A 13,533-nucleotide genomic window follows, 5' to 3' on the forward strand; every position below is an offset into this window, starting at 1 on the left:
CTCTCGGCCGGACCCTTGCGGGCCTTCACCGGGTACGTCGAAGCCGAGGGGTCGACGCGGACACCAGGCCGGTCAGGGTCGCGCGGCGATCTGGGCGACGAACGCCCGCCAGGCGGTGGAGGCGAAGGCGAGGGTCGGACCAGTCGGATCCTTGGAGTCGCGGACGGCGACCACGCCGGGGAGATTGTCGGCGACCTCGACGCAGTTGCCGCCGCTGGTGCCGCTACGGGTGGACTTCCGCCACCGTGCGCCAGTCAGTTCCATTGATTCGCTACTTCCTTGATCAGGTCCAGTGACTGCCGCCGCGACAGTGCCTCGTTGCGGACGCTCTCCCACCGTTCGAAGAGCGTATCCAGATCGGACGGCCGGTCCAGGACATCGCCGCCCAGCTGGCTCTCCAGGTGGCCGACCCAACTTCCGTCGGCCATGTGTGCCAACGACAGCGGGCCGGACAGACCGGCGTGAAGGCCGACCTCCGGCGGGATGACGTGAATGCTGACGTGGGGTCGCTCCGCGCAGGCTACAAGCTTCAACAGTTGCTCGACCATGAGTTTCTCGCACCCGTCGCCGGTCCGTCGGACGGCAGCTTCGTCGACGACCACGACGAGTTGGGGCGGGACCTCCCGGCTGAGGATCGTCTGCCGCTCGATGCGCGCGATCACCCGGCGTTCCACTTCGTCATCGGTGAGGCGCGGGTCCAGCCGCAGCACGGCGCGGGCGTACGCCTCGGTCTGGAGGAGACCTGGGATCAGGTTTGGCTCGAAGTACCGGAGTTGCGTCGCCCCGCGCTCGGCGTCCAGCCACGGCAGGAACCACGACGGCGCGCCGAGCTTGGCCACCAGACGTTCGAACAGTCCGCCGCTGGTCAGTGCGCGATCGGCTCCCTTGATGAAGTCCATCGTCAGGGCGCGCGTGCTGCCCTCGACGGCGCTGACATGTGACGCGCTGAAACCCGCAGCTCGGCCGAACGCCTCCTGTGTCAAGCCGGCGGCCCCGCGGGCCCGGCGTATCTCGCCCACGATGAAGGTGGCGAGCGGACTGGGAACGTCGGCCATTCAGGGTGCCCCAAACTGATGATCAACTACTCATGCCGCCACAGGCTTGATGCTCGTTCCGCCAGCTCAGCCCGGACCCGCGAGACGCCTTCCGAGCGTAGTGCCCTCCACAGCAGAGTGTCACCAGCGAACCGCTGGCGTAGTCCGACCGCTCAGCGGGACTTGCTCGGGGCCGCCTCGGCGATGAGGCGGGGCGGCCCTTCCCGATTCCACGAGGAGGCCCGCTGTGCTGTTCCGTTTCTGGCGCCGCAAGCCCGAGACCCCGATCCCGCTTTCGCGCCTGATGCCGCGCAACGAGCGGCCCAGGTGGGCAGCGCCGTCGAACGCCATGTTCCCGACCTCGGACCAGACCCATGCCGGCAACCAGACCCCGACAAGCCGCTGGCGGGCGAACGGAGGTCGCTGGTGACCGTCGGCGACGTGATCACGGTCCCCGAGGACTTCTACCGCTTCGGCACGGGCCCGCTCGTCATGCACGTCTGCAAGGTGCTGGGCCGGCGCCAGGTCGAGGGCGCGCTCTGGGTCGAGCTGGTCGGCCGCGACGTACGCCCGGACGGCTCTATCGACCCGCGGGAGCGATTCGCGCTCGTCCAGCTGGACCGAACAGTGGTGGTGAGACGGTGAGCCGGCCACCTCGACCGCACCTTCCGATGCGCCCCCTGTGGCGGTGTCGGGCCTGCGGCGCGGAGTGGCCCTGCCAGCCGGCGCGGCTGGCACTGCTGGTCGAGTACCGCGAGGACCGCGTCGCGCTGCTGGTCCACCTGAGCACCCTGATGGCCGAGGCCGGCGCGCAGCTCTCCCAGCTCAACGGGCACGCGGTGCCGGAGAACCTCACCGAGCGTTTCCTGACCTGGGCCCGGGCCCGTTAGTCAGCACAGGTCAGCTCGCCACCCCGGAGGCGAGCAGCGCGGCGGTGGGCAGGGCGAGCAGCCCGTCGGCACCCCGGTAGCGGGCGGACAGTTCCAGGTAGCGGCGCCGCAGCGCCTCGCGCGTCGCCGGCGGCTGCCGCTCCAGCAGCAGCCCCGGGATGCCGAGGCCACTGGCCGGTCCGGTCCACCACTCGTCCGGGTCGGCCCGGTGCGTCCAGGTCAGCGTCCGGCACCGCACGTCGTCCAGCCCCGCCCCGGCGAGCAGCCCAGTCAGCCCCTCCTCGGTACGCGGGAAGTCCCGCTCCGCCGTCACTCGCGGCAGCTCACCACCGTCCACGTCGGCGAACACCTCGCCCCAGAGCCGTTGCAGGGGCGGCTGCGGCCAGGGCCAGACGGTGACGGCGATCCGGCCGCCGGGGCGTACCGTGCGGCCGAGCTCGGCCACCGCGGCGGCCGGGTCGCCGACGTGGTTCAGCACGAAGTTGGCCACGGCGGCGTCCACGCCGCCGGTGGCCACCGGCAGGTGCGGCAGGGCGGCGTGGGCCAGCCGGGCGCCGGGCACGGCCCGCCGGGCGCTGGCCAGCATCGACCCCTCGGCGTCCACCGCGACCACGGTGGCGCCACGACCGGCCGCCAGCGCCGCCACCGTGCCGGGACCGGTGCCCACGTCGAGCACCCGCATGCCGGCCCCGGCGCGCGCCGCGTCCAGCAGCGCCCCCGCCGGGTACGCGCAGAGCCGGGCGAAACTGCGCTCGTACGCCGCCGCGCGCCCCGCCCAGGGGTCCCGTTCGTGGTCGTCAAAATCGATCGCCGTCATGGGCGGGCAGCCTAGCGGTCCGGGCCTACCGTGGATCCATGACGACGGTGTGGGTGGTGCTCGGGGTGGCCGGCGCGGTCGTGGCATCGACGGTCGGCTGGGTCGCCTGGCGGGACCGGCAGCGGACGGCTTCGGCGGAGGACCGGGTCGCCGGGCGGGCCGCGCTGGTGGCGCAGCAGCGCTACGAGCGGGACCGGCACCTCTCCCAACACAACGTCATCCGCCGCGGCGAGGAACGTTTCTGACGATCGTCGTCCGCCCGTGGTCCCGGCGGTCGTCGCCCGGCATGATCAAACCACGGTCGGGGTACACCGACCGCATCGGCCGCGACGCCTGGGAGGGCAACTGTGACGGCACGCTCGGGATCGCAGTCGCGCGGCTCGCTCGCCGCGGCGGTGGTGGCGCTGGTGGTGGCGGCCGGTTGCGCCGTCGGCGGGGTGGGGGAGAGCGGACCGCAGGAGCCGCGCGAACCGGCGCCGGGCCAGTCCCGGCAGGCCGCCTCGCCGGGCCCGCAGACCACCCGGGCCGACGGCACCACCAGCGTCGAGGAGTTCAAGACCGACATCGGCGACGCGGTGAACATCGCCGAGGACTACTGGGGCGCCCAGTTCAAGGCCTCCGGCCAGCAGTTCCGCCCGATCCGCCGGATCGTCCCCTACCAGCGCGACGGGGAGGTCGCCTGCGGCGGCCAGGCGCTGCCGCGCAACAACGCCGTCTACTGCTCCCAGGGCGACTTCATCGCCTACGACGTCAACTGGTCGGTGGCCGCGTTCCGCCAGGTCGGCGACGCGTTCGTGTTCTACCTGCTCGGCCACGAGTACGCCCACGGCATCCAGGTACGCCTCGGCATCCGCTACAACTTCACCATCCAGCAGGAGTTGCAGGCCGACTGCATGGCCGGGGCGTACCTGGGTGACTCGGTCCGCTCGGGCGTGCTGAAGCTGGACACGGGCGACCTCGACGAGTTCCGCGAGGGGCTGCTCGCCGTCGGCGACGACCCCGACCAGCCGTGGTTCGCGGAGGGCTCCCACGGCACCGCCGAGCAGCGCACCGACTCGTTCTTCCACGGCTACGAGAACTCCCTGGACGCCTGCGACCTCGGCTGAGCGGGATCGCCCAGGTCACCTTCGGCGGGGAGGGCGGCGGGCCGCTCGGGCCGGGCTGAGAGGATCGCCCCGACACCACCCCGGCCGGAGGAGGCCCCCGCTGAGCAGCCCACACCCCGCCGCCGTGCTCTTCGACATGGACGGCACCCTGGTCGACAGCGAGAAGCTGTGGGACGTCGCACTGCGCGAGCTGGCGGCCGAGTACGGCGGCACGCTCTCCGACGCTGCGCGGCGCGCCGTGATCGGCACGAGCATGGCCGAGTCGATGCGGATCGTGCACGACGACCTCGGCCAGCCCGAGCGGGACCCGCAGGCCAGCATCGACTGGATCAACGCCCGGATCCTGGAGCTGTTCCGCACCGGGCTGCGCTGGCGACCCGGCGCGCTGGCCCTGCTGCGGGCGGTACGCGCCGCCGGCATCCCCACCGCGCTGGTGACCTCCAGCGGGCGACCGCTGGTCGAGGTGGCCCTGGACACCCTCGGGCGGGACAGCTTCGACGCGGTGGTCTGCGGCGACGAGGTGGACCTGGCCAAGCCGCACCCGGAGCCGTACCTGACGGCGGCGCGGCTGCTGGACGTGCCGATCGGCCGGTGCGTGGCGATCGAGGACTCGCCGACCGGGGTGGCCAGCGCGCTCGCCGCCGGTGCGGCGGTGCTGGCGGTGCCCGCGGAGGTGCCGATCGCGCCGATCGACGGCGTACACCAGGTGGAGAGCCTGACCGCGGCGGACCTGGAGCTGCTGGCCGCGCTGCTCGGCGAACCGCCGGCCTGAACCACGCGCGAAGGGGCCCCGCCGGTCGGCGGGGCCCCTTCGTCGCGGAGTGGCTCGGGTCATTCGTGCGCGATGGCGCCCAGCACGTTGATCCGCGCGGCGCGCACCGCGGGCAGCACCGCGGCGATCACCCCGATGATCGCGGCCAGCCCGAGGAAGACCCCCATCTGGCCCCAGGGCAGGACCAGGTCGGTGATGCCCTCGTCCTTGAGCGCCTCGACCACCGCCGCGCCGAGGCCGGTGCCGACCACCACGCCGAGCAGCGCACCGAAGACCGAGATCACCACCGCCTCGACGGTGATCATCCGCATGGTCTGCGCCCGGCGCAGCCCGATCGCCCGCAGCAGGCCCAGCTCGCGGGTCCGCTCCAGCACCGACAGGGCCAGGGTGTTGATGATGCCCAGCACCGCGATCACGATGGCCAGCGCCAGCAGGATCTGGATCATCCGCAGCGGGGTGTCCAGCTGGCTGGTCTGCTGCTCGATGAAGGCGGCCCGGTCGGCCACCGACACCTCGGGGCTGTCGGCGAGCAGCGTCTCGACCTGCGGCTGCACGTCGGCGACCCGGGTGCCGGGGGCGAGTTGCAGGAAGCCCTGGATCGGCTGCGGGATGGCGAAGTTCCGCGCCGCCTGCGGCGGCAGCACCACCGGGTTGGTCAGCTGCGAGCTCTCGTAGATGCCGCTGACCGTGTACGTGCGGGCCTCGCCCCGGGACAGCTGGACGCTGACCGTCGAGCCGACCGACACGTTGCGGGACTTCGCGGTGTCCGAGCTGAACAGCATCTGATCCGGTGCCAGCCGGCTGATGTCACCGGCGGTGGCCTTCGCCCCGAAGATCCGCTCCAGCGCCGCGACGTTGCTCGACGCCGCCACCCAGGTGCGCTCGCCGTTGACCACCGCCATGTCGCCGTACTCGCCGTCGACCATCTGGACGCCCGGGATGGCGGCGGCCTTCTCCAGCACCGCCGGGTCGAAGCTCGGCGGGCGGGGACCGCCCTGCACCCCGGCGATCACCAACTCGGCCTTGATCTGGTCCTCGGCCAGCGCGCTGATGCTGCCCTTGGCCGAGTCGAGGATCACCGTAACGCCGGTGACCAGCGCGATGCCGACCATCAGCGCCGCCGCGGTGATCGCGGTGCGGCGCGGGTTACGACCCGAGTTGAGCCGACCCAGCTTGCCCGGCACCGACCAGGCGAACAGCGCCCCGAGCAGGGACACCACCGGCCGGCTGATCAGCGGGGTCAGCAGCGCCACCCCGATGAAGGCGAACAGCACGCCGCCGAGGATGGTGGCCAGGGTGTTGTCCCCGGCGTTGCCGCTGAGCCCCAGGAAGAGCAACGTGCCGCCGATCCCGGTGACGATCGCGCCGGCCACCGTCACCTTGGTCAGCGGGCGGTCCGGGGTGGCCACGTCCTGCATCGCCGCGATCGGCGGGATCCGCGACGCCCGCAGCGCCGGCAGCAGCGCCGCCACCACGGTGATCACCAGACCCACCGAGAACGCGCCGATCACCGCGGCCGCCGGCACGCCGATGCCGGCCAGCGCCAGCCCGCCCGCCAGCTTGCCGAACAGGTACGCCAGCAGCGCGCCGACGCCGATGCCGGCGCCCAGGCCGAGCACGGAGGCGATCAGGCCCACCGCCACGGCCTCCAGCACCACCGAGCCGATGATCTGCCGGCCGCTGGCCCCGATGGCCCGCATCAGCGCCAGCTCCCGGGTGCGCTGCGCCACGATGATCGAGAAGGTGTTGAGGATGAGGAAGGTGCCGACCAGCAGCGCCACCGCGGCGAAGCCGAGCAGGATCTTGTTGAAGAAGGAGAGCCCCTCCTTCAGCCCCGCCGAGGCGTCGGCGGAGAGTTGCTCGCCGGTCTTGACCTCGAAGTCGCCGCCGACCGCGGCGGCGATGTCGTCGCGCAGCGCGGTCTCGCCGACCCCGTCGGCGGCCTTCACGCTGATGTTGGTGAACACCTCCGGCTCGCCGAGCATCAGCCGCTGCGCCACCGGGGTGGTGAAGGCGATCTCGTTGGCCCCGCCGAGGGAGTCCCGGTCACCGCTGTAACCGAAGACGCCCACCACGGTGAAGTCCTTCTTCGGCTCCAGGGTCAGCACGCCGACCCGGTCACCGACCTTCACCTTCGCGGCCTGCGCCAGCGCCCCGTTGATCACGATCTCGTCATCGGCGCGCGGCTCGTGGCCCTCGCGCAGCTTGACCAGGTCGCTCTCGCCCACCCAGTTCTCGCCGAGCTGCGGCGGACCGAAGGAGGTGACCACCTTGCCGTTGCTGCCGATCAGGCGGGCGCCGTCGGCGGCGACGATCCCGGTGGCCTCGGCCACCCCGCCGACCGTGCGGACCTTCTCCAGCGTCGCGGCCGGCATCGCCGCGGGCACCTGCTCACCCTCGGTCTCGCTGAGTTCGATCTTCGGCTTGGCGGAGACGTTGACGTCGACACCCTCGTACGCGTCGGCGAAGACGGCGTCGAACGAGCGGCCGAGCGTGTCGGTCAGCACGAACGCGCCGGAGACGAACATGACGCCCAGCACCACGGCCAGGCCGGAGAGGATGAGGCGCACCTTGCGCGCCAGCAGGCTCTTCCAGGTTGCGCGGAACATCAGCGCGCCACCTCGGCCGGCGTGTCGAGCTTCTTCATGGTGTCCAGCACGGTGTCGGCGGTCGGCTCGATCAGCTCCGAGACGATCTGCCCGTCGGCCAGGAAGATCACCCGGTCGGCGTACGCGGCGGCGGTCGGGTCGTGGGTGACCATCACGATGGTCTGGCCGTGCTGGCGTACCGAGTTGCGCAGGAAGTTGAGCACCTCCGCGCCGGAGCGGGAGTCGAGGTTGCCGGTCGGCTCGTCGGCGAAGATCACCTCGGGTCGGGCGACCAGCGCCCGGGCGCACGCCACCCGCTGCTGCTGACCGCCGGAGAGCTGCGCCGGGCGGTGCCCCAGCCGGTCCCGCAGACCGACCGTGTCGATCACCGTGTCGTACCAGGCCTGCTCGGGCTTGCGGCCGGCGATGGAGAGCGGCAGCAGGATGTTCTCCTGGGCGGTCAGCGTCGGCAGCAGGTTGAACTGCTGGAAGATGAAACCGACCTTGTCCCGCCGCAGCTTCGTCAGGCCGGCGTCGCCGAGCCCGGTCACCGTGGTGTCGCCGATGTGCACCGTGCCCTTGGTCACCGAGTCCAGCCCCGCCAGGCAGTGCATCAGCGTCGACTTGCCCGAACCGGACGGGCCCATGATCGCCGTGAACCGGCCGCGCTCGAACTCGGCGCTCACCCCCCGCAGCGCGGCGACCTGCGCCTCGCCGCTGCCGTACACCTTCCACACGTCGCTGGCCCTGGCCGCGGCCTGCGCCTGCCGGCCTACCGTCGCCGTCACGTCATATACCTCTTCCGTCTGCCTGCGGTGATCCCCGCCGCCCCCGCTGGTCGGTGGGGCTGGTTCCATCCTCGGTGCCGCGCGCCCCGATTCCGTCCGACTCCCGGGGGAGCGGATGCGGATTTCGCACTGCGGGTCGGCCCCGACCCGGGATCAGGGTTGCCCCTGAGCCGACGACCGGTCGAGCGTGTTTCCGCCCGCCGGGACGGCGCCGGAACCCGACGCTAGAACCTGACGCCACGTCATGGTCAACCGCGCCGCGCCGTCGTTCGTCACGGTAGGTGACGACGGCAACAGTGCCGTCGTCCGAACGGCGACTCCTCACGTACGCGTGGCGCGGTAGCCGCAGCGGGTGCCGGGCGTACCGCAGGCCTGCGGGCGAAGGCGATGCCGGCTGCGAGGGGATGCGCTCAAGCCCGGCCGGGGCGTCCGCCGCCGGGCTGGACACGCCTCTGGTGGACCTGCCGGCCACCGTAGCGGTCAGCGTCGCTCCGGGTGAGCGCGTCCGAGGGCGCCGGCCCGGCCCCACCGTCCGGGGATGTTGAACAGCTGGATCCGGCCCATGCTCGGGGGCACGGCCGGTCTGGTCACGAAGTGCTCCCCGCGCGGCTCCATTCCGAGCATGGTCCGCAGCAACAGCAAGGGGGTGCCCGTGGACCACGCCTGTGGACTGCACGCCGTGGGGTACAGGACCGGGTACCTGGTCAGCGTCCGGTCGTAGCCGCCGAAGGCCTCCGGCAGCCTGCCGTCGAAGAACTCGGCGGCGTCGATGATGCCCTCGGCGATGCGCCCTGCCTCGTCGGTGAAGCCGTAGCGCCGAAGGCCCCAGGCGATGAACGCGTTGTCGAAGGGCCAGACGGTGCCGACGTGGTAGCCGATGGGGTTGTAGCGTCCCTGTCCCTCGGCGAGGGTGCGCACGCCCCAGCCGGAGAAGAGTCGGGGTCCGAGCAGGTGTTCGGCGATCTTTCCGGCCCGGGACTGCTCGACGATGCCGCTCCACAGCAGGTGTCCGATGTTGGAGGAGAGGGCGTCGACCTGGCGGCCGTCGCCGTCGAGGGCGAGGGCGTAGTGTTCCCCGTCCTCGACCCAGAAGTCCCGGTTGAAGCGTTGCTTGAGCTCGGCCGCCTCGCGTTCGAGCCGGTCGGCGTAGGCCGGGTCGTTCCAGAACTGTCGGGCCAGCCGGGCGCCGCGGATCTTGGCGTCGTAGGCGTAGCCCTGCAGCTCGCAGGTCGCCCGGGGCAGCGCGGGCATGGTGCCGTCCCGGAAGGAGATCGAGTCCCAGGAGTCCTTCCAGCACTGGTTCTCCAGGCCGGTTTCCTCGTTGCGGCGCTGGTACCAGACGTAGCCGTCGCCCATCAGGTCGCCGTACTCGTCGATCCAGTGGAGTGCCGCTCTGGCGGACCGCTCGAGAAGCCGAACCGCGGCGGCGTCCCCGGTCCACCGCTCGTACTCGTCGAGCAGGATCACGTAGAGAGCAGTTGAGTCGGCGCTGCCGTAGTACGGCGAATGCGGCTGCTCCTCGAATCCGGTTGTCTCCCCGTACCGCAGTTCGTGGAGGATCTTCCCCGGCTCCTCCTCGCGGAAGTCATCCAGGACGTTGCCCTGCGTCAGAGCCAGCAGGCGCAGCGTCGTGGCCGCGAGGTCCGGTGTGAAGGGCAGTGTCTGCAGGCTGGTAAGGATGCTGTCCCGACCGAAGATCGCCATGAACCACGGCAGGCCGGCGGCGGGCAGGGCATGCCCACCGGCGGTCAACGGCATGAAACGCAGCGCGGCAAGATCAGCCAGGCTGCGCCGGTAGGTCATCGCCAACGTGTGAGAGTCGCAGGTCAGGCGGGGTGCCTCCGCGAGCCACCGGTCGAGATCGTGCCGCAGCTGCCTGCTGGCCCGACCGGGTCTGCCCTGCAGGCCTTCCCGAAGATCACGTCCGTCCGCGCCCAGTGCTCGCACCTGCACTTCGGTGGCCCACTGGCCGTGCGGTTCGAGTTGGACGTCGTAGGTCAGTCCCTGCTCGTCGATCCGGACCGGCGCCGTGGAGGAGACCAGGGTCTCCCGGCGGAACGTCTCCCGTTGATAGCCGAGGCGTAGGCACCCGTCTTCGATCCGGGTGTAGTATCTGCCGCTCTTGTTGCGCACATCCTTGATCTCGAAGAGGTCGGCGAAGTCGCTCTCGACGTCGATCCGGACTTGCAGGTCGATGGCTTCGGCTTCGTGGTTGATCACCGTCAACCGTTCGGTGAAGCTCTCGCCGATCGAGCGCTCCCGGATGGCCGACACTCTGGTGTCGACGAGCGGGGTCGGGACGGTCGCCACGACGAAGAAGCGGGCCTCGAAATACTCGACTTCCTCGGCGCTGAGCGGGCTGACCCGTGCGCCGTTGATGGACAGCGTCCACTTCGACAGGAATCGGGTGTCGAACGAGAAGAGACCGGTCGGGATGGTCGGAGACGCGTCGATGTCGCCGTTCTCCTCACTGACCACGAACGTGTTGCCGTCCAGCAGTCGGACCAGTCCGTCGCTCATGCCGGCCGGTTCCGCTCCTGGGCGAACTCGCGTGGGTGGCGCGCGCCGGGTGGCCCCGGCATGACCCGCTGGATGAAGCGGGCCAGCCGCACGTCGCCCTCCGCCCTGAGTTCGTTTCGCACCCACGCCGCGTAGACGTGCGACCTGCCACTGACGATCCGGTCGAAGGCCGCCTTGCTGGCCTGAATCAGGCAGTCGGCCTCGCCCTCCTCGTCTCGCGAGACGCGGAGATCGCCGCGTGTGATCACCACGAACCAGCGGTCGACGTCGTGGTCGTGGGCGAGGTCGAACCGGATGGTTCCGCTGGCGTCCTCCAGCAGGGGCTCGTGGCCGCGACGGCCGAGCGCTTCGAAGAAGCTCGCGGTGGGATTCGACATGAGCCTCCCTTCGATGTGCTCCCAACGCCCGGATGAGTGCACCTCACCATGGCCGGGAACCAGGCGCCGCCGCATCACCCGCATCGGGTGAAGTTGGGGCACCCTGCGCGGCTGCCCCGATCTCATCCTTCGCGGGTGATGCCGCGGCACCACCATCTGCGCGACGCTGCCTCTTGGCCGGCGGATCTGTTCGGGGGTGATGCGATGTCGGAGACGACCAGAGAGTTCTTTGACGCGCTCGAACGTCACGGCCACGAACGCCTGCTGAAGAAGACGAACGGCACCATACGCTTCGACCTCGAGCACGAGCACGAGGTCGACCACTGGTTCGTGGAGATCCGCGGGGGTGTCGTCCGGGTGTCACAGCAGAACAGCGACGCCGACACGGTTGTCCGCTCCGACAACGCCTTCTTCGATCGGATGGTGCGGGGCGAAGCCAAACCGCTCCCGGCGTGGCTGAGGAACGACATCACGACCGAAGGGAAGTTTCAGTTCATCGTCCTGCTGGAGCGGCTCTTCGCACCGCCGCCCGGCGCGCGACATCCGCGGCTGGCTGTCCGTGACGGGGGCAGCGATGAAAAGTGACCTCGTCATGATCCTGGACGGCAACATTTTCGTGTTGAGCGATGGCAGTGGCGACATAGAAGCGAAACCCGCTGTCCCGTGCGGGTTCTTCTCGTTCGACACCCGGTTCCTGTCGCTGTGGCGGCTGACCGTCGACGGCGAACGGGTGAGCACGCTGGCCATGGACGACCGGTCGTACTTCGAGGTGCGGTTCTTCCTGGTGCCGGGCGCTCCGACGCACTATGTGGACGCCAAGGTGTCGGTGATCCGCGAACGGTCGGTGGCCGGCAGCTTCGAGGAGCGGTTGACGGTGCTCAACCATTCCGGGGAAACGGCCGAGTTCACCGTCCGCGTGGACGCGGACTGTGACTTCATCCCGCTGATCATGGCCGGAGAGGAGAGCACGCCGGTTGGCCGGCTGTACCGGCGCGTCGAAGACGGGCGCCTGCACCTCGGCTATCAGCGGGAGAAGCTGTGGCGGGAGACCGTGATTTCGACGACGGAGCCGGCGCAGGTCGACGAACACGGGCTGACGCACCACATCCGAATTGACCCCCACGGGAAGTGGACCACCACGCTGCACGTCCGAGGGTTGGTGCTGCGCCCGGACGGTGAGGACGTTCGAGAGCATGTTCATCCCGGCCGCCGCCGACGCGGCAGGTCCGAACTCCAGCGGGACCTCCAGCAGTGGCTCGGCAGGGCTCCGCAGCTGGCATGCGACTGGGAGCCTCTGGAGCGGACCTATCGGCGTAGTCTCGTCGATCTGGCCGCCCTGCGGTATTCGCCACTGACGCTACCGGCCGAGCCGATGCCCGCGGCGGGCCTGCCGTGGAACGCGACCCTCACCGGCCGTGACCCCATTCTCACCAGCCTGCAGGCGCTTCCGTTCGCGCCCGAGCTCGCCCTCGCGACGCTGCGCATGCTCGGCATCGACCAGGGGACTGTGCTGGACGACTTCCGGGACGAGGAGCCGGGCAAGATCCTGCGCGAGTTCCGTTACGGCGAGATGGTCGCGTTCGAAGAACGCCCGCAGTCGCCGTACTACGGAGCCGCCGACATCACACCGCTCTACGTGATCCTGCTCGACGAGTACGAGCGGTGGACCGGGGACGCTGCCGTGGTCCTCGAGTTCGAGGACGAGGCGCGGGCGGCCCTGCGCTGGATCGACGAGTACGGCGACCTGATGGGCGACGGCTACGTCTGGTACCAGCGCCGCAACGAGGAAACCGGCCTGGAGAACCAGTGCTGGAAGGAAGCCTGGAACTCGATCTCCTTCCGCGACGGCCGGCTGCCCAGCCTGCCCCGCGCCACCTGCGAACTGCAGGGCTACGCCTACGACGCCAAGATCCGCGGCGCCCGGCTGGCCCGCGAGTTCTGGAACGACCCCGCATACGCCGACCGGCTCGAACGCGAGGCGGCCGAGCTCAAGCAACGCTTCAACCGGGACTTCTGGGTCGAGGACGGGGAATACTACGCCCTCGCCCTCGACGGCGACGGCCGCCAGGTCGACGCGCTGTCCTCCAACATCGGACACCTGCTGTGGAGCGGCATCGTCGAGCAGTCCCGGGCCGGAAAGATCGCCGAACACCTGCTCGGACCCCGACTCTTCTCCGGCTGGGGCGTGCGCACCCTCGCCGAGGGACAGGGACGCTACAACCCCATCGGCTACCACGTCGGCACCGTCTGGCCCTTCGACAACGCGTTCATCGCCTGGGGCCTTCGGCGCTACGGCTTCACCGACGAGGCAGGGCGCATCGCCGAGGGCATCATCGACGCGTCCTGGCACTTCCAGGGGCGCCTGCCGGAGGCCTTCGGCGGCTACGACCGCGAGCTGATCAGACTCCCCGTCACGTACCCCTCAGCGAGCAGCCCGCAGGCCATGGCCACCGGAGCGCCCCTGCTGATGGTCCGCACCCTGCTCGGCCTCGAGCCGTACGGGGAGGATCTGGTGATCGCGCCGGCGCTGCCCGAGCGGTTCGGCCGGATCGAACTGCTCGACATTCCAGGGCGATGGGGGCGGGTCGACGCCTTCGGAAGCGTGGATCCCGACAGGAGTAGCCAGGCCGGATGATGAGCC

General features: G+C 70.7%; 15 protein-coding genes. 8 read left to right on the top strand and 7 right to left on the bottom strand.

Going from position 1 to position 13,533, the window contains the following annotated elements; genetic code table 11:
- Positions 1 to 72: 72 nt before the first annotated feature.
- Both ACTWM8_RS14080 and ACTWM8_RS14085 read right to left on the bottom strand, forming a co-directional pair.
- On the bottom strand, positions 73 to 264 hold the full coding sequence (locus tag ACTWM8_RS14080; protein ID WP_446214223.1) for a DUF397 domain-containing protein: 192 nt from the start codon (positions 262 to 264) through the stop codon (positions 73 to 75).
- Positions 255 to 1,055 (bottom strand): helix-turn-helix domain-containing protein, encoded by an 801-nt coding sequence (locus ACTWM8_RS14085; RefSeq protein WP_446214224.1) that lies wholly within the window; start codon positions 1,053 to 1,055, stop codon positions 255 to 257. The genes ACTWM8_RS14080 and ACTWM8_RS14085 overlap by 10 nt, the downstream gene beginning before the upstream one ends.
- Positions 1,056 to 1,281: 226 nt before the next feature.
- Here ACTWM8_RS14085 and ACTWM8_RS14090 point away from each other — a divergent pair, with 226 nt between their 5' ends.
- Genes ACTWM8_RS14090 through ACTWM8_RS14100 form a run of 3 tightly spaced genes read left to right on the top strand, consistent with a single transcriptional unit; the run spans position 1,282 to position 1,924 of the window.
- Positions 1,282 to 1,464 carry a hypothetical protein gene (locus ACTWM8_RS14090; protein WP_446214226.1) on the top strand — a complete coding sequence of 61 codons (183 nt, stop codon included), beginning with the start codon at positions 1,282 to 1,284 and terminating at the stop codon, positions 1,462 to 1,464.
- Entirely contained in the window at positions 1,461 to 1,679 is a 219-nt protein-coding gene (locus ACTWM8_RS14095; protein WP_446214228.1) for a hypothetical protein, read from the top strand. Before ACTWM8_RS14090 ends, ACTWM8_RS14095 begins: the two co-directional genes overlap by 4 nt.
- Before the next feature lie 26 nt (positions 1,680 to 1,705).
- Positions 1,706 to 1,924, top strand: coding sequence for a flavin reductase (locus ACTWM8_RS14100; protein WP_446214229.1), 219 nt, complete (start codon positions 1,706 to 1,708; stop codon positions 1,922 to 1,924).
- Positions 1,925 to 1,934: 10 nt separating this feature from the next.
- Here ACTWM8_RS14100 and ACTWM8_RS14105 read toward each other — a convergent pair whose 3' ends face one another.
- Entirely contained in the window at positions 1,935 to 2,741 is an 807-nt protein-coding gene (locus ACTWM8_RS14105) for a class I SAM-dependent methyltransferase (protein ID WP_446214231.1), read from the bottom strand.
- Positions 2,742 to 2,779: 38 nt separating this feature from the next.
- Between ACTWM8_RS14105 and ACTWM8_RS14110 the strand changes: the two genes are divergently transcribed.
- From ACTWM8_RS14110 to ACTWM8_RS14120, 3 genes are all read left to right on the top strand, one after another.
- Positions 2,780 to 2,986 carry a hypothetical protein gene (locus ACTWM8_RS14110; protein WP_446214232.1) on the top strand — a complete coding sequence of 69 codons (207 nt, stop codon included), beginning with the start codon at positions 2,780 to 2,782 and terminating at the stop codon, positions 2,984 to 2,986.
- Positions 2,987 to 3,088: 102 nt separating this feature from the next.
- Entirely contained in the window at positions 3,089 to 3,847 is a 759-nt protein-coding gene (locus tag ACTWM8_RS14115) for a neutral zinc metallopeptidase (protein WP_446214234.1), read from the top strand.
- Positions 3,848 to 3,971: 124 nt separating this feature from the next.
- Positions 3,972 to 4,619, top strand: coding sequence for an HAD family hydrolase (locus ACTWM8_RS14120; protein WP_446214235.1), 648 nt, complete (start codon positions 3,972 to 3,974; stop codon positions 4,617 to 4,619).
- 59 nt (positions 4,620 to 4,678) lie between these two features.
- On the opposite strand, the gene ACTWM8_RS14125 is transcribed toward ACTWM8_RS14120, so the two are convergent.
- The 4 genes from ACTWM8_RS14125 to ACTWM8_RS14140 form a co-directional block, all read right to left on the bottom strand.
- On the bottom strand, positions 4,679 to 7,228 hold the full coding sequence (locus tag ACTWM8_RS14125) for an ABC transporter permease (protein ID WP_446214236.1): 2,550 nt from the start codon (positions 7,226 to 7,228) through the stop codon (positions 4,679 to 4,681).
- Positions 7,228 to 7,995, bottom strand: coding sequence for an ABC transporter ATP-binding protein (locus tag ACTWM8_RS14130; RefSeq protein WP_280841395.1), 768 nt, complete (start codon positions 7,993 to 7,995; stop codon positions 7,228 to 7,230). The genes ACTWM8_RS14125 and ACTWM8_RS14130 overlap by 1 nt, the downstream gene beginning before the upstream one ends.
- A 480-nt stretch (positions 7,996 to 8,475) precedes the next feature.
- On the bottom strand, positions 8,476 to 10,515 hold the full coding sequence (locus ACTWM8_RS14135; RefSeq protein WP_446214237.1) for an amylo-alpha-1,6-glucosidase: 2,040 nt from the start codon (positions 10,513 to 10,515) through the stop codon (positions 8,476 to 8,478).
- Positions 10,512 to 10,892 carry an SCP2 sterol-binding domain-containing protein gene (locus tag ACTWM8_RS14140; protein ID WP_446214238.1) on the bottom strand — a complete coding sequence of 127 codons (381 nt, stop codon included), beginning with the start codon at positions 10,890 to 10,892 and terminating at the stop codon, positions 10,512 to 10,514. The genes ACTWM8_RS14135 and ACTWM8_RS14140 overlap by 4 nt, the downstream gene beginning before the upstream one ends.
- Before the next feature lie 204 nt (positions 10,893 to 11,096).
- Here ACTWM8_RS14140 and ACTWM8_RS14145 point away from each other — a divergent pair, with 204 nt between their 5' ends.
- Both ACTWM8_RS14145 and ACTWM8_RS14150 read left to right on the top strand, forming a co-directional pair.
- Positions 11,097 to 11,477, top strand: coding sequence for an SCP2 sterol-binding domain-containing protein (locus tag ACTWM8_RS14145; protein WP_446214239.1), 381 nt, complete (start codon positions 11,097 to 11,099; stop codon positions 11,475 to 11,477).
- A complete protein-coding gene (locus ACTWM8_RS14150; protein WP_446214551.1) occupies positions 11,467 to 13,527 on the top strand; it encodes an amylo-alpha-1,6-glucosidase in 2,061 nt (686 codons plus the stop codon). The genes ACTWM8_RS14145 and ACTWM8_RS14150 overlap by 11 nt, the downstream gene beginning before the upstream one ends.
- The last annotated feature ends 6 nt before the right edge of the window (positions 13,528 to 13,533 follow it).

This window comes from Micromonospora sp. IBSANI012 (assembly GCF_052814045.1).